This window comes from Bradyrhizobium roseum, assembly GCF_030413175.1.
Lineage (GTDB): Bacteria > Pseudomonadota > Alphaproteobacteria > Rhizobiales > Xanthobacteraceae > Bradyrhizobium > Bradyrhizobium roseum.
On the sequence record NZ_CP129212.1, the window covers coordinates 7,270,133 to 7,296,668 of the forward strand.

24 protein-coding genes are annotated in these 26,536 nt (G+C 63.1%); 6 read left to right on the forward strand and 18 right to left on the reverse strand.

Annotation, left to right across the window (positions count from 1 at the left end; translation table 11 throughout):
* Positions 1–21 precede the first annotated feature (21 nt).
* The 5 genes from nifN to nifH all read right to left on the reverse strand — a co-directional run bounded on the left by nifN (position 22) and on the right by nifH (position 7,371).
* Complete coding sequence (nifN, locus tag QUH67_RS34575) at positions 22–1,410, reverse strand: nitrogenase iron-molybdenum cofactor biosynthesis protein NifN (RefSeq protein ID WP_300944565.1); 1,389 nt, start codon at positions 1,408–1,410, stop codon at positions 22–24.
* A 9-nt stretch (positions 1,411–1,419) separates the two neighbouring features.
* Positions 1,420–3,105, reverse strand: a complete 1,686-nt coding sequence (gene nifE, locus QUH67_RS34580) for a nitrogenase iron-molybdenum cofactor biosynthesis protein NifE (RefSeq protein ID WP_300944567.1) — start codon at positions 3,103–3,105, stop codon at positions 1,420–1,422.
* A 127-nt stretch (positions 3,106–3,232) separates the two neighbouring features.
* Complete coding sequence (gene nifK, locus QUH67_RS34585) at positions 3,233–4,792, reverse strand: nitrogenase molybdenum-iron protein subunit beta (protein WP_300944569.1); 1,560 nt, start codon at positions 4,790–4,792, stop codon at positions 3,233–3,235.
* Between the two features lie 91 nt (positions 4,793–4,883).
* Positions 4,884–6,386: a nitrogenase molybdenum-iron protein alpha chain gene (nifD, locus tag QUH67_RS34590; protein WP_300944571.1), complete on the reverse strand. Its 1,503-nt coding sequence runs from the start codon at positions 6,384–6,386 to the stop codon at positions 4,884–4,886.
* 82 nt (positions 6,387–6,468) lie between these two features.
* Positions 6,469–7,371, reverse strand: coding sequence for a nitrogenase iron protein (gene nifH, locus QUH67_RS34595; RefSeq protein ID WP_300944573.1), 903 nt, complete (start codon positions 7,369–7,371; stop codon positions 6,469–6,471).
* Between the two features lie 425 nt (positions 7,372–7,796).
* Here nifH and QUH67_RS34600 point away from each other — a divergent pair, with 425 nt between their 5' ends.
* Positions 7,797–8,240 (forward strand): response regulator, encoded by a 444-nt coding sequence (locus QUH67_RS34600; protein ID WP_300944575.1) that lies wholly within the window; start codon positions 7,797–7,799, stop codon positions 8,238–8,240.
* A gap of 56 nt (positions 8,241–8,296) precedes the next feature.
* The gene (locus QUH67_RS34605) at positions 8,297–8,773 is read left to right on the forward strand and encodes a SufE family protein (RefSeq protein ID WP_300944577.1); all 477 of its coding nucleotides are present in this window, start codon (positions 8,297–8,299) and stop codon (positions 8,771–8,773) included.
* Here QUH67_RS34605 and QUH67_RS34610 read toward each other — a convergent pair.
* From QUH67_RS34610 to QUH67_RS34645, 8 genes are all read right to left on the reverse strand, one after another.
* The gene (locus QUH67_RS34610) at positions 8,766–9,104 is read right to left on the reverse strand and encodes a nitrogen fixation protein NifZ (protein ID WP_300944579.1); all 339 of its coding nucleotides are present in this window, start codon (positions 9,102–9,104) and stop codon (positions 8,766–8,768) included. The genes QUH67_RS34605 and QUH67_RS34610 overlap by 8 nt on opposite strands.
* On the reverse strand, positions 9,101–10,342 hold the full coding sequence (locus QUH67_RS34615) for a cysteine desulfurase (RefSeq protein ID WP_300944582.1): 1,242 nt from the start codon (positions 10,340–10,342) through the stop codon (positions 9,101–9,103). The genes QUH67_RS34610 and QUH67_RS34615 overlap by 4 nt, the downstream gene beginning before the upstream one ends.
* 4 nt (positions 10,343–10,346) lie before the next feature.
* Positions 10,347–11,678, reverse strand: a complete 1,332-nt coding sequence (sufD, locus tag QUH67_RS34620) for a Fe-S cluster assembly protein SufD (protein WP_300944583.1) — start codon at positions 11,676–11,678, stop codon at positions 10,347–10,349.
* A gap of 5 nt (positions 11,679–11,683) precedes the next feature.
* Positions 11,684–12,442, reverse strand: coding sequence for a Fe-S cluster assembly ATPase SufC (sufC, locus tag QUH67_RS34625; RefSeq protein WP_300944584.1), 759 nt, complete (start codon positions 12,440–12,442; stop codon positions 11,684–11,686).
* Positions 12,443–12,479: 37 nt separating this feature from the next.
* A complete protein-coding gene (sufB, locus tag QUH67_RS34630; RefSeq protein ID WP_300944585.1) occupies positions 12,480–13,976 on the reverse strand; it encodes a Fe-S cluster assembly protein SufB in 1,497 nt (498 codons plus the stop codon).
* A gap of 219 nt (positions 13,977–14,195) precedes the next feature.
* Positions 14,196–14,390 carry a 4Fe-4S binding protein gene (locus QUH67_RS34635; protein ID WP_212423320.1) on the reverse strand — a complete coding sequence of 65 codons (195 nt, stop codon included), beginning with the start codon at positions 14,388–14,390 and terminating at the stop codon, positions 14,196–14,198.
* Positions 14,391–14,543: 153 nt separating this feature from the next.
* Positions 14,544–16,289 carry a nif-specific transcriptional activator NifA gene (gene nifA, locus QUH67_RS34640; protein WP_300944586.1) on the reverse strand — a complete coding sequence of 582 codons (1,746 nt, stop codon included), beginning with the start codon at positions 16,287–16,289 and terminating at the stop codon, positions 14,544–14,546.
* Between the two features lie 307 nt (positions 16,290–16,596).
* Positions 16,597–17,361: an SDR family NAD(P)-dependent oxidoreductase gene (locus tag QUH67_RS34645; protein WP_407080499.1), complete on the reverse strand. Its 765-nt coding sequence runs from the start codon at positions 17,359–17,361 to the stop codon at positions 16,597–16,599.
* Between the two features lie 440 nt (positions 17,362–17,801).
* Between QUH67_RS34645 and QUH67_RS34650 the strand changes: the two genes are divergently transcribed.
* Both QUH67_RS34650 and QUH67_RS34655 read left to right on the forward strand, forming a co-directional pair.
* Positions 17,802–18,029: an FmdB family zinc ribbon protein gene (locus QUH67_RS34650; protein WP_300944587.1), complete on the forward strand. Its 228-nt coding sequence runs from the start codon at positions 17,802–17,804 to the stop codon at positions 18,027–18,029.
* 161 nt (positions 18,030–18,190) lie between these two features.
* Complete coding sequence (locus tag QUH67_RS34655; protein WP_300944588.1) at positions 18,191–19,060, forward strand: formate/nitrite transporter family protein; 870 nt, start codon at positions 18,191–18,193, stop codon at positions 19,058–19,060.
* A gap of 22 nt (positions 19,061–19,082) precedes the next feature.
* Here QUH67_RS34655 and QUH67_RS34660 read toward each other — a convergent pair whose 3' ends face one another.
* The 3 genes from QUH67_RS34660 to QUH67_RS34670 all read right to left on the reverse strand — a co-directional run bounded on the left by QUH67_RS34660 (position 19,083) and on the right by QUH67_RS34670 (position 21,410).
* Positions 19,083–19,916 carry a creatininase family protein gene (locus QUH67_RS34660; protein WP_300944589.1) on the reverse strand — a complete coding sequence of 278 codons (834 nt, stop codon included), beginning with the start codon at positions 19,914–19,916 and terminating at the stop codon, positions 19,083–19,085.
* 300 nt (positions 19,917–20,216) lie between these two features.
* Entirely contained in the window at positions 20,217–20,426 is a 210-nt protein-coding gene (locus QUH67_RS34665) for a hypothetical protein (RefSeq protein WP_300944590.1), read from the reverse strand.
* Positions 20,427–20,894: 468 nt separating this feature from the next.
* Positions 20,895–21,410 (reverse strand): copper chaperone PCu(A)C, encoded by a 516-nt coding sequence (locus QUH67_RS34670; protein ID WP_300944591.1) that lies wholly within the window; start codon positions 21,408–21,410, stop codon positions 20,895–20,897.
* Between the two features lie 384 nt (positions 21,411–21,794).
* Here QUH67_RS34670 and QUH67_RS34675 point away from each other — a divergent pair, with 384 nt between their 5' ends.
* Positions 21,795–22,904 (forward strand): transporter, encoded by a 1,110-nt coding sequence (locus QUH67_RS34675; protein WP_300944592.1) that lies wholly within the window; start codon positions 21,795–21,797, stop codon positions 22,902–22,904.
* Between the two features lie 201 nt (positions 22,905–23,105).
* Complete coding sequence (locus QUH67_RS34680; RefSeq protein ID WP_300944593.1) at positions 23,106–23,426, forward strand: hypothetical protein; 321 nt, start codon at positions 23,106–23,108, stop codon at positions 23,424–23,426.
* A 74-nt stretch (positions 23,427–23,500) separates the two neighbouring features.
* Here the strand turns inward: QUH67_RS34680 and QUH67_RS34685 are convergent, their stop codons facing one another.
* Both QUH67_RS34685 and QUH67_RS34690 read right to left on the reverse strand, forming a co-directional pair.
* Positions 23,501–24,142 carry an aspartate/glutamate racemase family protein gene (locus QUH67_RS34685; protein WP_300944594.1) on the reverse strand — a complete coding sequence of 214 codons (642 nt, stop codon included), beginning with the start codon at positions 24,140–24,142 and terminating at the stop codon, positions 23,501–23,503.
* A gap of 253 nt (positions 24,143–24,395) precedes the next feature.
* A complete protein-coding gene (locus tag QUH67_RS34690; protein ID WP_300944595.1) occupies positions 24,396–26,519 on the reverse strand; it encodes a methyl-accepting chemotaxis protein in 2,124 nt (707 codons plus the stop codon).
* Positions 26,520–26,536 lie beyond the last annotated feature (17 nt).

Below are 26,536 nucleotides of genomic sequence, written 5' to 3' on the forward strand. Positions count from 1 at the left end.
CGTCCTTCTTTAATGCTGTCGTCAATGCAGCGAAGCTACGGGAGCCTCGCCATCGGCTCCTGTGTCCGCAATCCGCCAGGTATCGGGGGTCGGCTGGCGATGATCCTCGTGGTCGGCAATAACGAGGTTGGCGATGTTAAAGATCAGATCGCGGGTACCGCGATAGCCGACCGAGAGTTGATGTCCCGCGCCCACCCGGTCGAACATCGGAAACCCCGCGCGGTGGAACGGAATCTTCAACCGTTCCGCAGCCTGGCGGCCGTGCGAGTGGGTGATGAGCAGATCGCAGCCGCGGTCTTTGGCGAGGTTTTCGAGATCTTCGAGATCGCCGATCAGCACTTCCTCGATCTTGACCCGTTCCAGCACCGGCGACTGGGTTGTCGTCACCGCCACCGTCACCTTGGCCCCCATCTCGTGCAGCATGCTCGATAGATCGAACAGGAGATCCGGCTCCGCGCCGATCGCCAGCTTCCGGCCGCCGATATGGAAATGCGCATCGAGCATCGCGTCGGCCAGTTGTCCGCGCTGGCGCCGGTATTTCGACGGCACCGGCCGGCCGCTGATTTCGCTCAGAAACACGATGAACTCGTCATTGGGACCGAGGCCACAGAGGCGCTCAAAGACCCTGAACGGCGCTCCGGTCTTCTTCTCCATCGCTTCGGCGGCGGGCCGCATCTGCGCGCCGATCGCGATGGTCCAGGCCGCCTGGCCCATCGCCGCCACTTCGTCGACGCTGATGCCGCCGATCGTCGTCGGCACGAACTCGTCAGGAATATGCCCGTCGAGCGAACCGGCGAGATCGGGGAGGAACGAAGGTTCGAGCGCGAAATCCTCCATGATCGTCCTGATCTCATCGATGTCGCCCGGCGTGAGATGACAGCCGGGGAGCACATTGACGCGGCTGGGATCGCGGCGGGCAGCGGTCGTCGGCGCCTCCACCAGCACCTCCACCATGCGCGCCACCGTCTTCTCCCAGCCGTCCTGGAACGCATCCTTGAAATCGGGTGTCGCGACATAGACCATCGGGAGTGAGGCGAGCTCCGGATGCTTTTGCCGGATCAGCCTGATGTAACCCTCGACATCGTCCCCCTTGGTTTCCGTGACCCCGGTCGAGCAGATCCCGATAATCTCCGGCTTGGTCCGCTTGTGGATGTTGAGAATAGCCTGCTCGACATTCTCATAACCGCCGAGCACGGTCGCGACTTCACTCATCGCCGTCGTCTGCAGCGGCACGGCTTCCTTGAAATGCCGCACGAACAGGGTCAGTCCGAACGAAGTGCAACCTTGCGACCCGTGCAGCAGCGGCATCGATCCGCGCAGTCCGAGGAAAGCGAATGCCCCGCCGATCGGCTGGCTCATCTTGAGCGGGTTGACGGCGCAGGCCTTCTTTCCGACGGTGACGATCGCCATGGCGCGGCCCTACTCTGCGGCCTGCAGGACAGGCGCGACCGGTTCTGCCGCTGCCGTCGCCGCAGCCAGGATATCCTCGATCCGGACGGAGCACGCCCCGCAGCCGCCGGAAGCATTGGTGTGCTGCTTCACTCCCTCCGTCGTCGTCAAACCATGCGCGGCGATCGCATCCTCGATGGTCCCGAGGTCGACCGTCTTGCAATGGCAGATCTTCCTGGCGCGGCGGGCGTTTTCTGCAGCCACCGGATCGGCGGCCAGCGCGGCCGCCTCGGCGTCCATTTGCGCCATCGCCTTGGCCTGCCAGCTCTTCGCGCCAGTCTCCCAGGGCGCTGGTTGCCGGAGCTGCTCCCACACCGGATTATAAAGCGCCTTGTCGATTTCCTCGACCAGCTTCACCATGCCGACATAGCCCATATAGGCATGGCTGCGCTCCTGGTTGATATCGAGCCAGGGCATGCCTGCCTTCAGGGCGACGAATTGCGACTTGCCGCCCGAGAGCATGATGTCGGCCTTGGCATCCTTCATCATCTTGTACATTTCGCGCGGCGTCATATCGTCGATCATGTGGGCGTCCTGGCCCATCAGCTCCTTGATCCGCTCCTTGTCCTCCCTGGTCGATTTCTTGACGCTGGTCCCGACCAGTTCGAGCCCGGCTTCCTGCAAGGCTGCCACCACCGACCACGACTTGACGCCGCCGGTGATCAGCAGAACTTTCTTGCCCTTGAAGCGCGGCTTGTAGGGTTCGATGGCGGCCCAGGCCTTGGCCTCCTCGCGCGCGATCACCGCTTCCGTTCTCGCCATCAGCTCGTCAGGCGCACCGCGTTCGATCAGCATCCGCGCGATTTCCCGCAGCGAATCGCTGGAATCCTCGATGCCGTAGAACGAGCCTTCGAAGAACGGAATGCCGTAGCGCTCCTCCATCTTGCGGGCCACGTTGATCATGGCCTTGGAGCACACCATCATCGCCGCGCGCGCACGATGCGAATAGGCTACCTCGCGATATTTGCCATCGCCCGAGATGCAGGACAGGATCCGGATGCCGAGTTCATCGAGCAGCGGCTTCACCTGCCACAATTCGCCGGAAAGATTGTATTCGCCGATGATGTTGAGGTCATAGGGCGTGGTGAAATCCGGCTCCTGCGTGCCGATCACATGTTCGAGCAGGGCTTCGCCGGCCAGCTTGTTGCCGAGATTCTTCGGTCCGACGAAGCCGGGCGAATTGACCGGGATGACCGGCTTGCCGAATTTCTGGCTGGCCGCCTTGCAGACCGCGTTGATGTCATCGCCGATCATGGCGGGAACGCAGGTCTGATAGACAAAGACGGCCGGCGGATCGTACTTCTCGATGATTTCCTTGACCGCCTTGTAAAGCCGCTTCTCGCCGCCGAACACGACGTCGGTCTCGTTGATGTCGGTGGTGAATCCCGTGCGCCAGAGGTTGGAGCCGGACGACCTGGCGCCGCGGTTGTCCCAAGAGTTTCCTTCGCAGGCGATCGGGCCATGAACGAGATGGGCGACATCGGTCAGGGGCTGCAGCGCAATCTTGGCACCGTCAAAGGCGCAGCCGCCGGCGGCGCCGCCGGGCTGCAGCTGCTTGGTGCAGCCCTTCTTTCGTTCGGCCTCGGATTTATTGCCGTTCTTGCCGCAGCCCGGCTCGTTGAAGACATCCTGGATTGTTGCCGACAGCGAACTCATTTGTCTCTCCTTTTGACAGACCGACTTGCCCAAGGACCGAAAGCGACTCTTTGCCTTCGGTAGATCCACCCCGCCGCGCGTCCCGAGATCCGAAGTGCGGCGGCGAGGCAGTTGTTCCGACCATCCCTTAGCGGATGATGTCGAAGCTGAAGTCGGTCTTCGCAGGAACGTTGGTGTTGCGGTCGATTTCGTCGAAGATCTTGTCGAGGATCCACACCAGCACGTTCATCCCGCCCTGATAGCCCCAGACCGGATAGCGGTGATGATGATGGCGATCGAAAATCGGGAAGCCGATCCGGATCAGCGGCGTGCCGGTGTCGCGTTCCAGGTACTTGCCGTAGGTGTTGCCGATCACGAAGTCGACCGGCTCGGTGAACAGCAGCGAACGCATATGCCAGAGGTCCTTGCCCGGATAGACGTGGCAATTCTGGCCGAACGGCGAGCTGTCGAACACCGCCTGGACTTTTTCAGCCCATTGCTTGGTACCGTTGGTCGCCAGCACATGCGTAGGCTCGGCGCCGAGTTCGAGCAGGAATGCCGCGAGCCCGATGCAGAGGTCCGGATCGCCATAGATCGCGAACTTCTTGCCGTGAATATGCGCGCTCGAATCCGCCATGGCGTCGACCAGCCGGCCGCGTTCGCGCGCCAGTTCCTCCGGGATCGCCTTGCCGGAAATCCGAGACAGCGCCATGATGAATTCGTCGGTCGCCGTCACCCCGATCGGGTGATTGAACGACACCACTTCCTGGCCGTGGGCGGCGATCAGCGGCAGCGTCTTCTCGGTGGAATAATGCTGCATCGAGATCGTCGCCTTGGCGTGGATCGCGTTGGCCGCATCCTCCAGCGTAGTTCCGCCGTCATACATGCGGAATTCGCCATCGGTCGGCGTGTCGAACACGTCGCTGTTGTCGGCGAGAATGGTGTACTCGATCCCCATCGTCTCGAAGATGCGCTTGACCTCGCGGGTATTGCCGACGGTGTAGCCGTCGAATCCACCGATGAAGTTGATCTTCTCGTTCGGCTGCCGTTCCAGCTTGGGTGCCGTTCCGGCCTTGCCGTCCCAGAAATGCTCGATGATGCCCTTCAGGGCGTTATCGTAGCCGGTGACGTGGCTTCCGACGAAAGCGGGCGTATGCGCGAACGGGACGTCGTACTCATTGGGGACGGACCCCTTCTCCTTCGCCGTCTTGATGAAGGCGTTGAGGTCGTCGCCGATGACCTCCGCCATGCAGGTGGTGGAGACGGCGATCATCTTGGGCTTGTACATGCTGTAGGTGTTGGCGAGGCCATCGATCATGTTGTTGAGGCCGCCGAACACCGCGGCGTCCTCCGTCATCGACGACGACACGCAGGAGCTCGGCTCCTTGAAATGCCGCGACAAATGGCTGCGATAATAGGCGACGCAGCCCTGCGATCCGTGGACGAAGGGGATGGTGCCTTCGAAACCCACGGCGGCGAATACCGCGCCGAGCGGCTGGCAGGCCTTGGCGGGGTTCACGGTAAGCGCTTCCCGCGCAAAATTCTTCTCGCGATATTCGGGGGTCTTGGCCCACTCGCGAATGCGCTCCACTTCCGCGGGATCGCGCGGGTTCTCGAACATCTTCTTCTTGTTCGCCAGCATCTGCTGGTATTCCGGGCCTCGGAACAGCTCGAAGTGATCGAGCACGTGGTCTGCATTCTGCGTCATGGTGGCACCCTTTCCAAAATTCGTGTGTCGATCCTTGTGTCGATCCTTGGCTCGCCGGCTCTCCCGATCGGGGAGAGCCGGCGCAAGCCGGTTACTCCGCCGCCATCAGCGCGGGCTTCGGCGCGGCCTTCCAGGGCGGCGTGGCCTTCTTCCAGATCGGCGAGTTGATGGCCATGTCCATGTCACGGGCGAAGATCGCGAAGCCGTCATAGCCGTGGTAGGGGCCGGAGTAGTCCCAGGAGTGCATCTGCCGGAACGGCACTCCCATCTTCTGGAACACGTACTTCTCCTTGATGCCCGAACCAACCAGGTCCGGCTGCACCTTCTCGACGAACTTCTCGAACTCGTATCCGGTCACGTCGTCATAGATCAGCGTGCCGTCCTTGACGTAGTGCTGGGCGGTGCGCTGATAGTCGTCGTTGTGGCCGAACTCGTAGCCGGTGCCGACCACTTCCATGCCGAGGTCTTCGTAAGCGCCGATCACGTGGCGCGGCCGGAGTCCGCCGACGAACAGCATCACGGTCTTGCCTTCGAGGCGCGGCCGGTACCGTGCGATCACCGCATCCATCAGCGGCTGATACTTGGCGATGACGCGCTCGGCGCCTTCCTTGATCTTGTCGTCGAAGAAGCCGGCGATCTTGCGCAGCGACTCCGCGATCTTGCTTGGTCCGAAGAAGTTGTACTCGCACCACGGAATACCGTACTTCTCTTCCATGTGGCGCGAGATGTAGTTCATCGAGCGGTAGCAGTGCAGCACGTTGAGCTTGGCCTTCGGTGTCGCTTCCAGCTCGGCGAGCGAGCCGTCGCCGGACCACTGGGCGATCACGCGCAGGCCCATCTCCTCGAGCAGGATGCGGGACGACCAGGCGTCACCACCGATATTGTAATCGCCGATGATCGCCACGTCGTACGGCGTGGGCTCGAATTTCGGCGGCGCATCCGGCGCGATCTTGTCGAACACCCAGTCGCGGATCGAGTCGTTGGCGATGTGGTGGCCGAGCGATTGCGATACGCCGCGGAAGCCTTCGCAGCGGACCGGGACGATGGTCTTGCCTTCGTACTCCTTCGATTTCTGCTTGGACACCGCCTCGATGTCGTCGCCGATCAGTCCGATCGGGCATTCCGACTGCACGGTGATGCCGTTATTGAGCGGGAACAGCTCCTGGATTTCGTCCATGATCTTGGCGAGCTTCTTGTCGCCGCCGAACACGATGTCCTTTTCCTGGAAATCCGAGGTGAACTGCATGGTCACGAAGGTGTCGATCCCGGTCGTGCCGATGTAGTAGTTGCGGCGCGCCGCCCAGGAGTATTGGCCGCAACCCACCGGGCCGTGGCTGATATGGATCATGTCCTTGATCGGGCCCCACACCACGCCCTTGGAGCCGGCATAGGCGCAGCCGCGGATCGTCATCACGCCGGGAACCGACTTGATGTTCGACTTCACGCCGCAGTCCGATTTGCCGGCTTCATGCACGTTGAGATGCTTGGCGCGGCGCTTGGCGGTCTTCTCCGGATAGACCTTCAATACTTCTTCGATCAGTTCCTTGTTGCGAGCCTTGATCTCTGCAACGCTCTGCGTCTGGGCTAAACTCATTTCGGTTTTCCTCGCGTTGTCTGTTTGCGATGCTTGGGTCCGGTCCCTCGCAGGAGGGACAGGACAATGGCGATTGGCGAACTCAGGCCGCGGCGATCGCCGCTTCGGCGGCGAGTTCGGCGGCGGTCTTGCCGACGATGGCCTCGTCGACCGGCTTCATGATGCCGTGCTCCATCAGCATGTCTTCGAGTTCGTCCATGGTGATCGGCGTCGGGATGATGCCCTTGCCGCCATTGTTGTGGATCTTCTCGGCAAGGCTGCGGTAGTGACCGGCCTGCACCGAGTCCGGCGCGTATTCCAGCACCGTCATGCGGCGCAGCTCGGCGTGCTGCACGATGTTGTCGCGCGGCACGAAGTAGATCAGCTGGGTGCCGAGCTTCTTGGCCATCGCTTCCGCCAGCTCGAGTTCCTTGTCGGTCTGGCGCTCGTTGCAGACCAGGCCGCCGAGGCGCACGCCGCCGGAATTGGCGTATTTCAGAATGCCCTTGGAGATGTTGTTGGCGGCGTACATCGCCATCATCTCACCCGACATCACGATGTAGATTTCCTGCGCCTTGTTCTCGCGGATCGGCATCGCAAAGCCGCCGCAGACGACGTCGCCGAGCACGTCGTAGGAGACGTAGTCGATGTCTTCATAGGCGCCGTTTTCCTCGAGGAAGTTGATCGAGGTGATGACGCCGCGGCCGGCGCAGCCGACGCCCGGCTCCGGACCGCCGGACTCCACGCAGCGGATGTCGCGATAGCCGACCTTCATGACCTCTTCGATCTCGAGGTCTTCGACGCTGCCGGCGGCCGCCGCCAGGCTGAGGATCGTGTCCTGCGCCTTGGCGTGCAGGATCAGGCGGGTCGAGTCCGCCTTGGGATCGCAGCCGACGATCAGGATCCTGTGACCCATCTCGGCCAGCGCCGCGAGCGTATTCTGCGAGGTCGTCGACTTGCCGATGCCGCCTTTGCCGTAAAACGCGATCTGTCGTAGTGCAGCCATTTTGTTCTCCTCGGAACCTGATTGCCGTTTTGCCGATACACAAGCCGCGCAGCTCGATCTCGATAGATCCTCGTTGCGCGGCGCGGTTACGGACTTGGCACTTCCACTTTGGAGGGCGTGCAGTCAGCAACCATCGCCTTGCACAAGCATGGTTTGCAACGACTGTGCCAGCGCCCGTCGGCGACGGAATTTTCATTGATTCTAAATACATACCGGGGCCGCACAGGCGGCGGCAGACTTGTTGTAAACCCGACATCGCTGCGCTTCACCTGACGTCGGAAGCCGTGGCTGTCTCAAACGAAACAAGTATGCGGTCTGCCGGCACCGTAATGAGCGCCCCTCGCGCCAAAGCGGACGTCCGCACCATGCGGCACCGCGGTACGACGTTTGCTTGGGAGAACCAAACCAGGTCAGCGAGGACGAAGATGCCGATCGATTTGAAGCCTTTGCTCCCGGAGCAAGACGACATCATTTTCGTGGTGGAAGACGATGAGGTCATTCGCTCGGCGCTGCACTTCATCCTGGATGACCGGAACGAGACTCACTCATTTGCGAGCCTTGACCAGGCCATTGCCAAGGCCGCGAGCAGGAATCCGAATGCGATCCTGCTTGGGATCGGTATGGTGCAGCACAACGGAGAACGAGTTTTGGCCGAGATCGTCATGCGGTTGCCCGGCACAAGGATCCTGATCGTGGCCGATTCCGTCAATGACCCCATCGCCGTTGCGAGCCTGAAATGGGGGGCTCACGACGTGCTCGGAAAGCCCATCAGCTTCGATTCCGTCCGCCGCAAGGTCGATGCCTTGCTCGGACCTCAAGAGCTCTCACCGACCTTGCTGGGATTGCTGCCGTTGTCGGCTGCATGGTGAAAACGCACAGGCGCAGGCAAGGACGCAGTACGACAAACAACAGAGGTCGCGACCCCATGGACCACTCATCTACTGATATTCCGCCGATCGATGACATCATCGACAACTTCGCATTGCTGGACGAGTGGGACGACCGATATCGCTACGTCATCGAACTCGGCCGCGGCATGAGCCCGCTGCCCGAGCTCGACCGCACCGAGGCGAACAAGGTTCAGGGTTGCGCAAGCCAGGTATGGTTGGCAACGGCGATGGGTTTCGATGACGACCGACCTGTGCTCACCTTCCGCGGCGACAGCGATGCTCACATCGTCCGTGGACTGGTGGCGATCCTGCTCGCGACCGTCTCCGGCAGGCAGGCCACCGAGATCCTGGCGACTGACCCGATTGCCCTGTTCGATCGTCTGGGACTGCGCGAACACCTGACGCCGCAGCGTTCGAACGGGTTTCGGTCCATGGTCGAGCGCATCCGCGCCGACGCCCGGCAGGCGCTGTCAGATGCCCCTCCGGCCAATCGGCTTCGGGCGGTCAGCTGACCCCTCGCGGCGCGGCCCTCACCATCTCCCGGCCCCGCATGATGACGACGGCCGCACGGTTGAAAAATTCGACCGTGTAGTAGATTTCTCCCAGAAAGCTCCAGCTTTCGCGGACCATGCCGGTATCGCCCTGGTGGACCAATGTCTCGCCGATATCCCGGTGAGGATAGATGCCGTCATTTGTGATCTGCGTCAGCGAACGCACCGCGTCGCCGCGCTTGAATTCGTGTTTACCCGGAACGCCCGGGGCTCGGCCAACCTGTCGCCGGCGGGCGTCGTGGACGACACGGCCAATGGTGACAGGCCTTGAATGGGGAGTTGGGTGGTTCATGCGAAGAACTCCTGCGCCTTGGCGAGAGCACGCGCCAGAACATCGACCTCGTCGTGGGTGTTATAGAGAGCGAACGACGCCCGGCAGGTCGCCGTGACGCCGAAGCGTTCCAGCAGCGGCATGGCACAATGTGTCCCTGCCCGCACTGCAACGCCGGCGCGATCGATGACGGTCGCGAAATCATGCGCGTGAGCGCTCTTCATTTCAAACGATATAATGGCGCCCTTTTCGGCCGCCGTTCCGATGATGCGCAGCGAGTTGATCTCACGCAGTTTTTCTTGCGCATAGGACAGCAGCGAGGCTTCATGCGCCCTGATCCGGCTCTTGCCGATCGAATTGATATAGTCGATCGCCGCACCAAGCCCGATCGCCTGCACGATCGGCGGCGTTCCGGCCTCGAACCGGTGCGGCGGCGCGCCGTAGGTGACGTTATCCCGGTGGACCTCGCGGATCATCTCGCCGCCACCGTTGAATGGCGGCATGGTCGCCAGATGTTCGTGCTTGCCATAAAGCGCGCCGATGCCGGTCGGCCCGTACAGTTTGTGGCCGGTGACAACGTAGAAATCGCAATCGATATCCCGGACGTCGACATCCATGTGAACGGAAGACTGCGCGCCGTCGACGAGCACGGGAATTCCCCGTGCGTGCGCGATCCGCACCACTTCCTTGACCGGCACGACGGTGCCGAGCACATTCGACATCTGCGTGATCGCGACCATCTTGGTGCGTTCGGTCAGCAGCTTCTCGAATTCGTCAATCAGGAAATTGCCGTCGTCGTCCACCGGCGCCCATTTGATCACCGCACCCTGGCGTTCGCGCAAGAAATGCCAGGGAACGATGTTGGCATGGTGCTCCATGATGGAGAGTACGATTTCATCGCCCGGCCCGATGCGCGCGCGCCCGAATGTCTGGGCAACCAGGTTGATCGCCTCGGTCGCGCCCCGGGTGAAGACGATCTCGTCGCTACGACCGGCATTCAGGAATCCGGCAACCTTTTCCCGGGCACCTTCGTAACCTTCCGTTGCGGCGTTGGCGAGGTAATGCAGCCCGCGATGAACGTTTGAGTATTCGGATGTGTAGGCCTGGGTCAGCCGATCCAGAACGGCCCTCGGCTTCTGGGCCGAAGCGGCATTGTCGAAATAGACCAGCGGCTTGCCGTAGACCTGCATTCCGAGGATCGGGAAATCCTCGCGAACCCGGCCGACGTCATAGCTGCCATTGCTTACCGCCGGGTGCATCGCATCATCCCCGCTGGCCAAGCCAGGCCGCCGTGGCGTCTATCAGCGCATCACGGATGCCCTCATGCGCGACCGCCTCGACGACTTCGGCGGCGAACGCCTGAATCAGCAGCGCCTCCGCCTGCTTGTCGGGAATGCCGCGGGCCATGAGGTAAAATTTGAGCTGATCGTCGAGCGTGCCCGCCGTGGCGCCGTGGCCGCACTGGACATCGTCGGCGAAGATCTCCAGCTCGGGCTTGCAGTCGGCCTCCGCTCTGTCAGACAGCAGCAACGCACGAGACATCATCTTCGCATCCGTCTGCTGCGCCTGCGGCCGAACGGTGATCTTGCCCTGAAACACGGCGCGCGCCTTATCGTCGACCACCGCCTTGAAGACTTCGCGGCTCTGGCTGCCAGCGACAGCGTGATCGACGACAAGCGTGTTATCCGCATGTTCCCCGCCGGCCAGCAGGCTGAGGCCACGTAAATTGGCTTCGATGCCTTCCCCCGCCAGCAGCACGAACAGCTGGTTGCGGACGACAGCTCCACCTGCCGTGAAAGCCAGTTCATTGAATTTCGCTCGCGCGCCAATGTTGGCCAGGAGCGTTGCCAGGTGGATGGCGAGGTCCCCCTCGCGCGTCATCTTGATGTGATCGACCTGAGCTTCATCGCCAACCACGACCTGGAGCACCGTGTTGACCTGATAGTCCAGTTGATCGCGGCCCTCGTGGGTCTCGACGAGGATCGCGCGGGCGCCTCCGCCGACCACAACCAGCGACCGCGTGACCATGGCCGCCGGCATTGGTCCCGTATTGACGAAGACGAGGTGCACCGGCCGCTCGATCGTGGCACCAGGCGAAACCGTAATCACGACGCCATCGCCGGCCAGCGCCGTGTTGAGCGCCAGTGCCGGGTCGTCGGCAGGGACCGTCGTGCCAAGGCCTTGCGACAGCAAGGGTTCGTCCTCGGCCAACGCTTCGGCCATCGGCCGAATGGTGAGGCCTGGTTCGAGATTGGCGAGGTCGGACATATCCTTCGCAAACGAGCCGTTCAGAATGACCAGCCGCCTGAAGCCAAGTGCGGCGAACACGCCGCCCGCATCTCGCGCCATCGCCCTTGCCTTGACATCGGGCGGAGCCGCAAGCGGCTTGGCATCCCGCATCAATCGCCGCAGGTCGGTGTACCGCCAGGCCTCAACGCGCGGGTGCGGCAGCCCGGCCACTGCAAAATGATTGAAGGCTGCGGCACGCACCGCCGCGACATCGCTGCCGCCCGGCAAGCCCTGCCGGGAGGTGGTGTAAACATCGACCAGGCCAAGCTCGGCCTGAGTCCTGACGGGGCGAATTCCAGCGTTCATGATCGTCAGGCCGCTTCGTTCTGATATTGCGCGTAGCCGGTCGCTTCGAGCTCAAGCGCGAGCTCCTTGCCGCCGGTTCGCACGATGCGGCCGGCCGATAGCACATGGACGACGTCCGGCACGATATAGTCCAGCAGCCGCTGGTAATGCGTGATCACGATCATCCCGCGCTCGCTCGATCGAAGCTGGTTGACGCCGTTGGCAACGATCTTCAGCGCGTCGATGTCGAGGCCGGAATCGGTCTCATCGAGCACGCAGAGCAGCGGTTCCAGAAGCGCCATCTGCAGCGTCTCGTTTCGCTTCTTCTCGCCTCCGGAGAACCCGACGTTGAGCGGCCGGCGCAGCATCTCGGCGTCGATGCCGAGCTTCCGGGCAATCTCGCGGACGCGCTTGAGCAGTTCCGGCGAAGTCAACTCCTCTTCACCACGCTTGCGGCGTTGCGCGTTCAACGCGGTCCGCAGGAATGTGACGGTAGCGACACCCGGGATTTCCAATGGATACTGGAAGGCAAGAAAGACGCCCTTGGCGGCACGTTCGTCCGGGCTCATCGCGAGCAGGTCCTCGCCCCTGAACAGAACTTCGCCACCGGTAATCTCGTAGCCGGGCTTTCCCGCCAGCACGTAAGAGAGTGTCGATTTGCCGGCCCCGTTCGGGCCCATGATGGCGTGGACCTCGCCGGCATTCACGGCAAGATCGAGGCCGTTGAGGATCTTACGTCCGCCGATTTCGGCCTGCAGGTTGCGGATCTCGAGCAGTGGCGTCATCGCAAATTGCCTCCGTTGCCTGTTTGAACCGACACCATCACCCGACGCTGCCTTCCAGCGATATCGAGATCAGCTTCTGCGCTTCCACCGCAAACTCCATCGGCAGTTGCTGCAGCACATCTTTCACAAAGCCGTTGACGACGAGGCCGACGGCTTCTTCCTGGCTGAGACCGCGCTGGATGCAGTAGAACAGCACGTCCTCGGAGATCTTGGACGTCGTCGCCTCGTGCTCGAACTGCGCCGTCGAGTTCTTCGCCTCGACATAGGGCACGGTGTGCGCGCCGCACTTGTCGCCGATCAGCAGCGAGTCGCAGGCGGTGAAGTTGCGTGCGCCGGTCGCCTTGCGATGCGCGGTGACAAGGCCGCGATAGGTGTTTTGCGACACCCCCGCGGCGATGCCCTTGGAGATGATCCGGCTGGTCGTGTTCTTGCCGAGATGGATCATCTTGGTGCCGCTATCGACCTGCTGGTGACCGTTCGAGATCGCGATCGAGTAGAACTCGCCGCGCGAATTGTCGCCGCGCAAAATGCAGCTCGGATATTTCCAGGTGATCGCCGAACCGGTCTCGACCTGGGTCCAGGAGATCTTTGAATTGTTGCCGCGGCAGTCGCCACGCTTGGTGACGAAATTGTAGATGCCGCCGACGCCTTCGGAATTGCCGGGATACCAGTTCTGCACCGTCGAATACTTGATCTCGGCGTCGTCGAGCGTGACGAGTTCGACCACGGCAGCATGCAACTGATTCTCGTCGCGCTGCGGCGCGGTGCAGCCTTCGAGATAGCTGACATAGGCGCCCTTGTCGGCGATGATCAGCGTGCGCTCGAATTGTCCGGTGTTGCGCTCGTTGATGCGGAAATAGGTCGACAATTCCATCGGGCAGCGCACGCCCGGCGGCACGTAGACGAACGAGCCGTCGGAAAACACCGCCGAGTTCAACGTCGCGAAGTAATTGTCCGAGGTCGGCACGACCGTGCCGAGATACTTCTGCACCAGTTCGGGGTGCTCGCGGATGGCTTCCGAGATCGGCATGAAGATGACGCCGGCGGCCTTCAATTCCTTCTGGAACGTGGTGGCGACGGAAACGGAGTCGAACACGGCATCGACCGCGATGCGTCGTTCGCCAGGGGCGCCTTCGCCCTCCTTGCGCACCACGCCTTCCAGCATCTCGACCTCCCGCAGGGGGATGCCGAGCTTCTCATAGGTCTTGAGGATCTCCGGATCGATCTCGTCCAGCGAGCCGATCTGCTTCTTCGGCTTCGGTGCGGAGTAATAGTAGAGATCCTGGTAGTCGATCGCGGGATAGTTCACGCGGGCCCACGCCGGCTCGCTCATGGTCAGCCAGCGGCGATACGCCTCCAGCCGCCATTCCAGCATCCATGCCGGTTCGTTCTTTTTTGCGGAGATGAAGCGGACGGTGTCTTCCGACAGCCCCTTGGGAGCCTTGTCGGACTCAATGTCGGTAACGAACCCGTATTTGTATTGCTCAACGTCGACGCTCCGGACCCTTTCAACGGTCTCCTGTACGGCTGCCATTCGTCACTCCACTCGCGGATCGGCTGCCAGATCGGCATGCCAACGCGTCCTCAATTCCGAAGCATCAACCGGGCGCGCCCTCGCGACGACGCGCGCAATCACCTGCCGAACCCGCCGATCTTCACCCGCGACAAGCGCAAGCAGAAGCTCGCCCATGCGGGAAAATAACTCGCCGGTTGTCCTGGCAGTGCTGCCAATGTTTGCCATCGCTGCGGTCCTTTACGCGGGCACGCAGGTGTTTTCGACCGGGCACACCACGGCGCATTGCGGCGTGTCGAAATGCCCGACACATTCGGTGCATTTCTTCGGATCGATGATGTACATGTCGTTCTTGAGACGGATGGCGGCGTTGGGACACTCGAATTCACACGCGCCACATACCGTGCATTGTGAGGCAATGATCTTGTAGGCCATCTCGTGACTCCCGCGCGTCGATGCCGGACGAGATATCCCTTTCAAGCGCCGTGCCAGAAGTCAGTCCCTTGATTTACAACCGTTATTCGCAGTTGTAGGGGATCGCTGTCCTGTCGCTCCCACGACAGCCTGTCGCAACTGCGACAGTCACGTTTAGAGGTGCTTGACCTCGATGCCATGCTTCTTCAACGCATAGCCGATCTGGCGGGGCGTCAGGCCCAAGATGCGCGCGGCCTTGGCCTGAACCCAGCCGGATTTCTCCATCGCCGCGATGAAGCGATCGCGCTCGCTCATCTGTCCCCAATTCGCCTCCACCGAAGCGGCGGGCGCTGGCGCGGGGTCGGAGTCCGGCTGACTTGGCGGCGTGCTGGCGTTCGTCGCCCCGCCTTTGGGTACGGCCGGCAACACCGGCAGCGGGATCGCGGGCCGCAACCGCGCCGGCGCGACTTCCGAACTCCCCTTCCAGAGCATCGCAGACAGGCACTCGTTCCGGCGACAGGCAAAATCGTCCATCGCGATCGATGGACCATGCGCCAGCGTCGCGGTGCGCTGAACGCAGTTCTCCAGCTCGCGTACGTTGCCAGGAAAGCCGCAGCCCATGAGCACTTCCAGCGCGGTCGCGTCGAAGGTCAGGGTTCGGCCATTCTCGCCGTTGAAGCGCTTGAGGAATTCACCGGCAAGCTGCGGGATATCGCTACGCCGCTCACGCAGCGGCGGCATCAAAATCGGCACGACGCTGATACGATAATAGAGGTCGGCGCGAAACTCCTTGCGAGCCACCGCTTCCTCGAGATTCCGGTTGGTCGCCGCAACGACCCGCACGTCGACCTTGATCGTATGGTTGCCGCCGACACGTTCGAATTCCTGCTCCTGAAGTACGCGCAGAAGCTTGGCCTGGAAGGCGGGAGAAATTTCGCCGATCTCATCGAGGAACAGCGTACCCTTGTCGGCGAGTTCGAAGCGTCCCTTGCGCGCGTTGAGCGCGCCGGTAAATGCTCCCTTTTCGTGGCCGAACAGCTCGGACTCGAGGACGGATTCCGGCAATGCGGCACAGTTGATCTTGATGAAAGGACCCTTGGCGCGCGGCGACAACTCGTGAATCGCCTTGGCAATCAGCTCCTTGCCGGTGCCGGATTCGCCGCGCACCAACACGGTCGAATTGGATTTGGCGACGATCGTAATCTGCTCGAGCAGCGAACGGAGAGCAGGACTGTCTCCGACGATCCCCTTGATGTGGACTCTCTTGCGCTCCCGCGCCGGCTTCAGCTCCGACAGCTCCTTCTGCAGACGGTAGCTCTCGGCCATCAGGCGGTCGCGGTCGCGCGAGACGACGCGGTAAAGCTGAACGGTCTGTCCGATCAGATTGGCTATCATGGTGAGAAAGCGCACGTCGGTATCGAGCCTGAACACCGACCGGCCGTCCCAGATGCGATCGATGGTCAACGTCCCGACGACCTTCGCGCCGATCCGGATCGGCACGCCGATGAACGAGACCCTGACATCACCGTCAGCTCCGAGCGCAGTCGCGTCCGTCTTGAACAGCGGATGGGTAAGGACGTCCTCGGCGACCAGCGGAACGGCGGTCGCGACAATCTGACCGATCGCCGTTTCCGGCAAGCGAGCCCGGTAGCGCTCGTCGGCTCCCTCGTGCCAGCCAACGCCGACGGTGACATCCGGCACATCGTCATCGGCCAGCAGTGAGATGACGCCATGGCGCATCTGCAGGAAGGACGATAGAACGTTGAGGACGTTCGATAGCGTGGTTTCCAGTCTGTTTGGCGCGTTAAGTAGCTTGGAAATCTCGTAGATTCCAGTGAGCGCGATGTCACTCAGGGGAATCAGCGGCGGCTTGGGCTGCGCCTCTAAGCCTTCAACAACGGACGCATCGGCATGGGCCATGATGATCTCTCCATCGTCCTGGACTTCCCCCGCCGACTTTTCTGAAGGTTTGCTGATATCCTGTCCCATCTTCGTTCAATTGTCGTGCTCAAGTTCAACGCACCGGCGCGGAACTTATCGGCGCGAGTTGCACACTTTTTTCCCGCCACGGGCCTGCGGCCCATCCCCCGCAGTTGCCGGCGACCGGGCGGTCGCGGCCGTTGTTGCAGCACCTGCACTGATCTGCATCAGACCGGCAAGGCTAAGCTGACGACACCGCGGCGTCCCGGCACGCCGCTTTTTGAAGCCCGAGGACGCACCCGAGGGATCAGACGTGCTGTCCGCCATTAATCTTGATTTCCTCACCGGTGACGTAGCTGGCCGCGTCCGAGCACAGAAAGAAGATCACCTTGGCGACCTCGTCGGGCGATCCGATCCGGCCCATGGGTATGACAGGGGCAAGCCGAGCCTCGGTCTCCGGTGACAGAATGTCAGTCCTGATTTCGCCTGGTGCGATGGCGTTCACCCGGACGCCGTGCGGCGCGAAATCGTGTGCCATCTCCCTAGTGAGGCAGGCAAGGGCCGCTTTCGAAGTTGCATAAGCCGTCCCGGCAAAGGGATGCACACGCGAACCGACGATCGAGGTGACATTGACGACGGTGCCGGAGCCGTCCTTCAACTCGTCGAACAGACCGCGGGCGAGCAGGATCGGCGCCAGAAAGTTGACATGGAAGACATTCATCCAGGTATCAACGGGGGTCGTCAGCGACGTGAGACGGCCACCCTCGACGTTCTTCGGGGAAAGGGCCGCATTGTTGACCAGTGCATGCAGCGGCATCCCGCCGAGACGCGCCTTGATCTCGGCGAGTGCCTGCGGCATGGCGCGGTGATTGCCGAGGTCAACCTCAACGTGATCGTTCGACCCCGCATCCCATGGGCACCGGTTGCCGTCGAACGGCTGACGCGAGCAGGTGATGATCCGCCAGCCCGCTTCCGAGAACAACTTCACTGTTGCGTGTCCGATACCGCGCGAGGCGCCGGTCAGAACCATGGTCTTTTGCCCGGCGGAAGGCCGCACGATTTCCGAAGGCATGCCGGGAAAAGGACAGAGCACAGCGTTCTCCAGCGCCTGTCCTATTCGGATCGTCGTACAGGCTCGATATTTCTCGGGTCAGTCGTCACAGCAAGGCCGCGCCAATCGTAGCGTAGCGTCGACTGTTCTCCGACACTTGCGGGGTTTGCACGATCCGGGCCAACCGATCGAGATCGGACTTCCGAAGGCGAAGTCGCCCGATCGGATCGGGGCACGAACCAATTTTACGGACCGAAGCCGGTGAATGTCGATCTTCCGACAAACCTGTCATGTTCGATACAAGCCGAGCCAGCATCAGACGCATCAACCGTCGCTGATATGCGCAACCGGATTGGTCCGGTTCCTGCACTGTCGCCTTCAACGAAAGTTCCAGACGAACATGCACTGGGCGAGCCGATCACGTCATTGACCAGACCGGTCCGCTGAACGGAAGCACCGCGATGCCGCTGTATGGTTACCATTGCGCAAAGTGCGATGAGGATATCGAATTGCTGATCGGCGCTTCCGAAACACCCGTCTGCCCAACGTGCGGCGGCGTGGACCTGGCGCGGCTGGTGTCGCGCACCGCCCCGGAACCCAAGAGCCGCAGGCTCGCAACGTCGGCGCGGGCGCGGGCGGCGCGCGAGGGGCACCTGAGCAATTACAGTCGCTCCGAACGCGGACGCTGATGGTCGCGGGCTTCCGCCGGCTTGACCCGAATCAAGTCGCGCCGCCGAGGCCGCCTTATCATGATCGGCGTCGACCACACGGAAGGGGCAATCATGGCTGGGGCCGCACCCAAACTGACCGTCGAAAACGCTTCTGACGAACCGGCCGTCACACCCTGGATATGACACGGACGCGCGAGGATTCGCCGAAGACGCCTGACCTTGCCACGCCGCTGCCGCCGGAGATGGCGTTGGCCTGTGAGGCCGCCGGCGCCGCCAAGGCCGGACGAGATGCCATCGGCCTCGTCATATTGGGATTGCTCGCGGGCGCCTTCATCGCCCTCGGCGCGGTCTTCATGACCGTGGTGTTGACGGGCGCCGGCGATTTGCCATGGGGGATTGCGCGTCTGGCGGCCGGACTGGTCTTCTCGCTCGGTCTGGTGCTGGTGATCGTCGGCGGGGCGGAGTTGTTCACCGGCGATTCCCTGATGATCGTTGCCTTTGCCAGCCGACGAATCACGCTTCGTGCCCTGCTTCGCGCGTGGTCATTGGTCTATATCGGGAATATCGCCGGCGCGATCGGCACCGTCGCGCTGGTGTTCCTCGCCGGGCATCACGAATTTGCCAGCGGCGCGGTCGGCAAGACGGCACTTGCGATCGCAACCGCCAAAGCAGCGCTGCCCACGGTTCAGCTGTTCTTCCTCGCCGTGCTGTGCAACGTGCTGGTCTGCCTCGCGGTATGGATGTCATTCGGCGCGCGCAGCGTGGCCGACAAGGTGTTGGTCATCGTCCCGCCGATCACGGCCTTCGTTGCCGCCGGGTTCGAACACTCCATCGCGAATCTCTATCTGCTGCCTTACGGCCTTGCCATCAAGGCATGGGCCGGCGCAGCGTTCTGGACATCGATCGGGCAGACACCGGCGGCGTTTCCGGGGCTCGGCGTCGCGGCGGTGCTGCACAACATTGCCGTAGCCACCATCGGCAATCTGGTCGGCGGCAGCCTCATGGTGGGCGGTGTTTACTGGTTCGTCTACCTGCGGCCCCGTCGATAGCGCGTACGCACGCGCCGCGCCGTCATTCCGCCTTGCCTGCCGTGGTCTCCTGCCCGCGGCCCGCCCGCCAGACCGGATCGGGGCGCGACCACAGCACCGGGTCGCGGATCGCTTCGGCCAAGGCCTCGGCCTGCACGGCCAGGAAGCGCGCGCCTTTTTCGGCCGTGGCGGTGCGCGGGTCACCCCAGGTGCCGGTGACCGGCGCGCGTTCGGAGAACGAGTAGAAGCGGGAGAAGCCCGCCGGCGCATGGACTGGCGCCGGCGCCTGCTGCATCGCCTCGTCGAGCTTGTGCGACTTCACGATGTCGTTCGCGATCGCCATCATGACCGAGGTCTCGCCCTCGCAGGCATGTTTTGGCGCGGTGTCGGACTCGAAGATCGCGGCGATCTTTGCCGGCGACAGGAACCACGGCGTCGTCGCGACGATCGGAAGATCATAGGCCACCGCGAGTTCGCGCGACGCCACGGCGAGCGGATCGATGTTGCCGCCATGGCCGTTGACGATCAGCAGGCGGGCAAAGCCCAGCGCGCGCAGCGAGCGGACGATGCTTTCAAGGATGGCGCGATAGGCGGCGTAATCGACGCTGATGGTGCCGCCGAACGGCAGATGATGCTCGCTCAAGCCGAGCCACAGGCCGGGCAGTACGGCGACCGGCACGGCATCCGGCCCCTCGGCCACCAGCCGGGCGGCCGCAATCGACGCCGCGCTGGCGCTGGCGGTATCGGTGATGACGGGCAGATGCGGGCCATGCTGCTCCAGCGATCCCGCGGGCAGGATCGCCAGCGCCCCCTTCCGCGCAGCGATCTCGCGCAGGTCCGGCGCGGTCATCCGTGCCCATTCGACTTCAATGCCCATGACGATCTCCCGAACCGATTGGATGGAGAACGTTTAGCATAGGCCGCCGCGGCGCACGGATGCGCCCGGATACAAAATATCGAAAACAACCCCATGCAAAGTAGAAAAGAGCACAGCCAGAACTTGCTCTCATAGGTTGAGCTTGGCGATGCTAGACGGTCCGTCATCACGGACCAGACGGGCCCCATCGGGCTGGCGACCCTGCAGGCGAAGGCGCGCAGATGGACCGTTGGTCCCGTCCTGCGCCGCCATGCTTAACAAGCTGTTGGTGCCTCCGTTTCCGGCGGCACCGCCATGACTTCACGCGGCGCAGCCAGCCCCGTTGCCGGAAGCGGCAGAACGGAAACCTTCAAAATAGGCTTCCAGTTCGGCCACGGCGCGATGCTCCCACTCCCTGGCTTGCGCCAGCAGCGAGTTACTGGAAACCGGCCGGAAGGCCGCGGTCTGGCGATACAGCGACGCAATGGTGCGGTAGCGGCGGACGTTTTCCATGATGGCCAAGCTGCTCATGTTCGAAATCTCCCCATTTCTTTTCCCGGGAGCGAACTTGCGTCAGAACGATTTTCGATTCGTTAGCGGAGCCGGGAGAGCGAACGTGTGGTTTCCGAACCCTTGACGGCGCCACCTCCGCGAGCGGACACGGCGCTGCGCTTCTTCTTAGGCGAAGCCGCTCCAATCAATCGCCGGTGCGCGCGGCCTGCGGCGAAGCCGGAGCATTCCCGCTTGAGCAGACGATGCTCGACGGGAAAAACTCTCCATCGAGCGCCCAGGCGGGAAGCATCGTGCGGGCGCCAAACGCCAAGGCGATCCCCAGAAGCGATGCGCATGCCAGCGTGGCCGCGAACGGCCACGACGCTCGCCGCTGTTGCGAAGAAGATGGCAGGCCGGCTGCCGCGATCGCTGACGTCTGGGTCGAGTTGGTCACTGGTCAGGATTCCGGCTGGAGAATGATGCATGCGAGCATGGCAACCGCCGGCCTTAGTGATGCTTGTGCGCGCCGGCCACACCGCTGACCGCCGCGCCGGGATTTTCCTCGACGTTGTAAACGACCTCGACCGGTCCAGCCTTCTCGAACACCAGCGTGCCCTTGATCTTCTGGCCGAGCTGCAGCGGCTGCTTGAGGCCGAGCATCACGATACGAAGCGCGCCGGGCTTGAGTTCGATCGTCTTGCCGGGCTTGATCTCGATGCCGTTCGCGACCGGACGCGTCTTGGCCATGCCGTCGACTTCGACGATCTCGTGGATCTCGATCTGGCCGGCCGCCTGCGATGTGCCGCTGATCAGGCGATCGGCGGTCTTGCCCTTGTTGGTGATGGTGAGGTAGCCGCCGGCGATGTTGGCGTCCGCCGGGGTCGGGCGCGACCAGGGGTGGCCGATGTCGATAGCGCCTGCCTTGAACTCGTGCGCACCGGCACCGGTGGTAATGAGCACGGCGACTGCGACAAAAATGGCCGCCGTAATAAACACAAAGATATCTCTGGCGATGGTTGTCATATTTGTCCTACTCCGACACACGCTGGACAGTCAGCTATGTAGAGAAACAATCGGACGCGATTACGGCCGGCCGTCGCCGCGATTGCGGCTGGCGCCGGACCTGATTGCGGCCGAGACCCCCAGCGTGAGCGGCGCCGGTCGCGCAACCTCAAATCGCTGCTACGCCGCCCTTGCCACTCGCTCACCACGCGCCGGCCACATCGTCGCCGCGCTCGCAAGGACGGCTTCGCTTTTTCGCTTTGCTTCCGTCGCGAGCGGGCCGCGCTTCTCGCACGATCCAGTCAATCTCGCGCCTGATTGCGATGGCTAATCGTCAAGCTTAATCGAATGGGGGCGTATGTGCGTGCGTATCTGAAGCGGCCCGCGGCCGGCATTTTTTCTTCCATGATTGTTCTTCTGGCGATGCCTGCGAAAGCGCATCACCCCGGCGGCGGCGGCAATACCGGCAGCGGCGGCCCCATCAACACCATCTCGGCCGACACGCTTGCCGAAGGCATGGTGGCGGCCTCGATCCGCTACGAATTCATCCGCCTCGGCCAGCTCAACGACACCGATCTGCTCGCCGCGGCGAACCGCGGCGTGCATGCGCATTCGATGCGCTCGATCGAAGCCGCCTCGCTTTCGGTGGCCTATGGCGTCACTAACGACTTCACCGTCGGCGTGCGCGCCGCCGGCATCCGCCGCTCCGACATTCGCGAGCCCGGCGGCATGGATGACATGCTGAGCGGCGGCCACATGGGCATGATGAGCTCGAACGACATGAGCGGGCTGATGAGCCCCGACGGCATCAACCGCCGCGGCAATTCGGCGGGCTTCGGCGACGTCACCATGCTCGGGCAATACCGCTTCCACAACAACGCGCAGAACGGAACGTCGGCCGCCGTGCTGTTCGGCTTCAAGGCCCCGACCGGCTCTACCAGTCAGCGCGACGCCTTCGGCAATTTGTTCAACGCCGAATTCCAGCCGGGCTCGGGCTCGTGGGACGGCCTGCTCGGCGCCGCCTTCACCAAGCGCACCGGCCGCTGGTCGTTCGACGTGAGCGCCCTGTATTACCTGATCACCAACGGCACCCAGAACACCAATCTCGGCGACCGCCTCCTGTTCGGCGCCGCGGTGTCGTATCGCCTGGTCGGCGCCATCGGCTCGGCGAAAGAGATCGAACTGCACGAATACTGCATGCAGCCGCGCAACCAGTTGCAAGAGCACTGCCTTTATCACGCCAACCACGACCACAGCGACATGAAGAAGACGCCCTATACGCTCGACCTGGTGCTCGAGCTTAACGGCGAGTGGCACGACAAACAGCGGATCGCCGGCATTCCCGATCCGAACTCAGGCGGCACCACGGTCTATCTGTCGCCCGGCGTCCGCGTCGGCTTCGATCGCTTTTCGGGCTTTGTCTCCGTCGGCGTTCCCGTGCTCAACGAGCACAACGGCGTTCAGTCCAAGCCGGATTTTCGCGTGCTGACGGGGATCGGCGCCCGGCTGAACTGAGGGCGGCATCCGTCGTCCGTCCGGAGGGACCGGCTTTGCCGGTCCCGTCATTGACGCATGGTTGGTCTTGCTAACCTTAGCAAACAATGGCGCTTGAAATGGCCGCGCCGCGACGACACAATGGCGTTTGTCTTTCAAACATGACGCGCCGATGATCCCCCGCACCGTACGGATGGCATGGTGCGGTAAGAGTGATCCATTATGGCTGAAGCCGATCTCGACGTCGTCATCCGACAAATCGCAAAAGCGCAGAACAAGACCCTGATGGCCGCGGTCAAGAAGCGGCGCGACCAGATCATGGCCCGCGCGGCCAAGGCCAAGGACAAGGAGGCCCGCGACCAGTTCCGGCTGATCGCCAGGAGCACCATGGAGCTCGGCTCGGCAGCGGCCAAGCGGCTACATAACTCGGCGCAAAACACCGCCGATAGTTACCTCCGGGCGATGCGGAATGCGGCGGAGGAAGCGGCGGCGGCGGCGAAGAGGAAGCCGGTCAAGAAGGCCGCAAAGACCAAAGAAACGTAGCTTGCGTCATGCTCTCCCGATCCGTCGAGCTTTGATGACGATCGCGCACGCGGCGAACCAGCGAAGTAACTAGACTAGGCGCTCGCAACCCCCAGCAACCTCATCAGCTTCTGCACCGCGCTGTCGGGCGTGGTGAGGACCGGTCGTCCGGTCGCCGCGGCGACCGCTTCCGCCGCCGGGGCCAGGCTGTACTGGGCGAGCGCGATGAGGTCGCAGCCGCGCAGATCCTTTGACGCTTCCACCACCAGGCGGTCGTGCGTGGCGCGGTCGCCGCGGTCGAGTGCGGCCATCGCGCCTTCCGCCAGTTTCGGCACAAGTTCTATTCCCGGCGGGAACTCCGGCGGCATCGAGGCCAGCGTCGGCGCGAAGGTCGACAGCAGGCCGATCTTGCCGCCGCGGGCGGCGGCCTGCTCGATCATCGCCTCGTTGGGCTTGAGCACCGGCATCGGCGCGTGGGCGCGCGCGACCGCCTCGATGCACGGGCCGAAAGCCGAACAGGTGAACAGGATCGCATCCGCCCCGGTGCCGGCCGCGTAGCGGCCGAGCTGAAGGAAACGCCCGGTCATGGCGTCGGTCAGCCTGCCGTCGCGCGCGAGATCGGCCGACAGGCTGTCATCAACCAGGTTCATCAGGCGGGCCTGCGGCCAGAGCCGGGCAAAGGAGGTTTCGATCGGAGCAATCGAATGTTTCAGGGCGTGGATCAGGGCAATGCGCATGCGCGCGACAGTCTCGCCATGGCGCGGCGGTGTCAACCCGGCGCGCCCCGCGACCCGCCGGCACCGCAGACGGCGGCATAGTACCCGGAATCACAGATCTGTATTGCGGCCATCCTTCGAGACGGCCGCTTGGCGGCCTCCTCAGGATGAGGTCTGACTCGTTGAAACACAACAACCTCATGCTGAGCAGCGAGCAACGCGAGCGTCTCGAAGCATGGGCAGCAAGCGACTCACGCATCTCCCATAGCCGGTACTACGCCGCCTTGATGCGCGCCAGGAAGCGGCCGACTTCGTTGCTGAGCGCTTCCGACTCCGCCGCGAGACCGTCCGACGATTGCAGCACGTCGGAGGCGGTTTCGCCGGTCTCGTTGGCTGCGCTGGAGACGCCGACGATGTTGTTGGAGACGTTCTGCGTGCCGGAGGCCGCCTGCTGGATGTTGCGCGCGATCTCCGCGGTCGCAGCGCCCTGCTGCTCGACCGCCGACGCCACCGTGGTGGCGATCTCCGACATCTTGTCGATGATCTGGCCGATGCCCTTGATGGTGTCGACGGCCTCCTGGGTCGAGCCCTGGATGGCGGACACCTGCGCGGTGATGCCCTCGGTGGCGCGCGCAGTCTGCGTGGCGAGGTTCTTGACCTCGGAGGCGACAACGGCAAAGCCCCTGCCTGCCTCGCCCGCGCGGGCGGCTTCGATGGTCGCGTTCAGCGCCAGCAAGTTGGTCTGCGCCGCGATGGTGTTGATCAGCCCGACCACCTCGCCGATGCGGTTCGCCGCATTGGCCAGCTCGGTGACCGTGACTTCGCTCTTCGCCACCTGCTCCACCGCCTGCGCGGCGATGCGGGTGGATTCGCCGACCTGACGGGAAATTTCCGAGATCGAGCCCGAAAGCTCTTCGGTCGCAGCCGCAACGGTCTGCACGTTGGCGGCGGCCTGTTCGGACGCCGACGCGACGGCGCCGGTCTGTTCCTTGGCCTGCGCTGCTACCCGCGTCATCTTCTCGGCCGAACCCTTCATGCGCGAGGCGGCGGTCGACACGGCAGCAAGCGCACTGGTCGCGCCATCGTTGAACTCGCTCGTCAACTGGTCGATCAGCGCGGCCTGCCGCTGCTTGGCCTCCTGCTCGGCGGCCTTATCGGCCGCGGCGGCATTGGCCTGCACGATGCCTTCGCGGAATACTGACAGTGCCTTCGCCATCTCGCCGATCTCGTCGCCGCCGCGCCGTGTGTCGACCTCGGCGGAGAGGTCGCCGGAAGCGAGCCGCGTCATGGTATTCTCGAGGCCGACCAGCCGCGCCACCAGATTGCGGCCGATATAGAACCAGACGAACAGCGCGGCGCCGGCGACGCTGATCGCCGCGATCATCAACATCACGAACGTGCCGAAGCTGATCGCCTCGTCGGAACGGTCGGTGGCTTCCTTGGTCTTGTTGGTGACCGACTTCACTTGTCCTTCGACTTCCTTGGCGAGTTCGTCGGTCAGGCCGCGCGTCTCGTCGAGCAACTTTTGCCCGGACTGGCTGGCGGCGAGCTCCTTGCGGCGGGTCTCGAAAATCGTCTCGCCCGAGCCGAGCTTCAGCCAGGCTTCGCCTGCCTTGGGCAGGCCCTCGGTCGGCTGCAGCGTGTTGACGATATCAAGCTTCTCCTCGACCTTGGCCGCCATCGCCTTGAAATTTTTCTCCAGCGCCGCGACGCTTTCCGCATTGGGAGCGACCGCCGCGCGATCCAGCAGGCTCGACGCCAGATTGACGTAGCCGACCAGGTCGGCGAAGCCCTGCGACACCGGCACCTGGGTGGAAACCAGTTTCAGCAGCGTCATCATGGTCTGGTTGGCGTCGCCGCCCAGTGTCATCGAAACCATGGTGATGTCGGCCGCAGCCTTTTCGCCGGCCGGAAGCAGCACGTCGTTGAGCTTGGTCTGGGTGGTCTGGGCCGCCTTGACGATCTCTTCGCCGCGGGCGCTGAGCTTGAGGCGTTCGTCGACCGCGCCATCGAGTGCGCCGAGCTTGCCGTTCATCGCCCCGATCAGCTTCTTCAGCCGGTCGATCGCGTCGCGATCGGTCTGGTTGCGGGCGACCTCGTCGAGCCGCTTGGCGACGCCATCCTGGCGCGTCTTCAGCGCGGCCAATTCCTGCTGGCGCTGGGCTTGCGATTTCGCCGCCAGCAAGGTCGGCGCCGAACCCGCCAGCGCCTGGGTATCCGTCTGCAGGCCGAGCGTGTCGACGATCTCCGGAATATTGCGGCCGGCGACGCCGTGGAAGAGATCGCGTACCTGCGAGAACATCAGCCAGGCGGCGGCGCCCGCGATTACGGTGGTTCCCGATACCGCGGCGAACGCGAAGAAAAGCTTGGCCCGAATGCCGAGTTTGCTGGATGTCACGGTCTGTTCCTCAATTC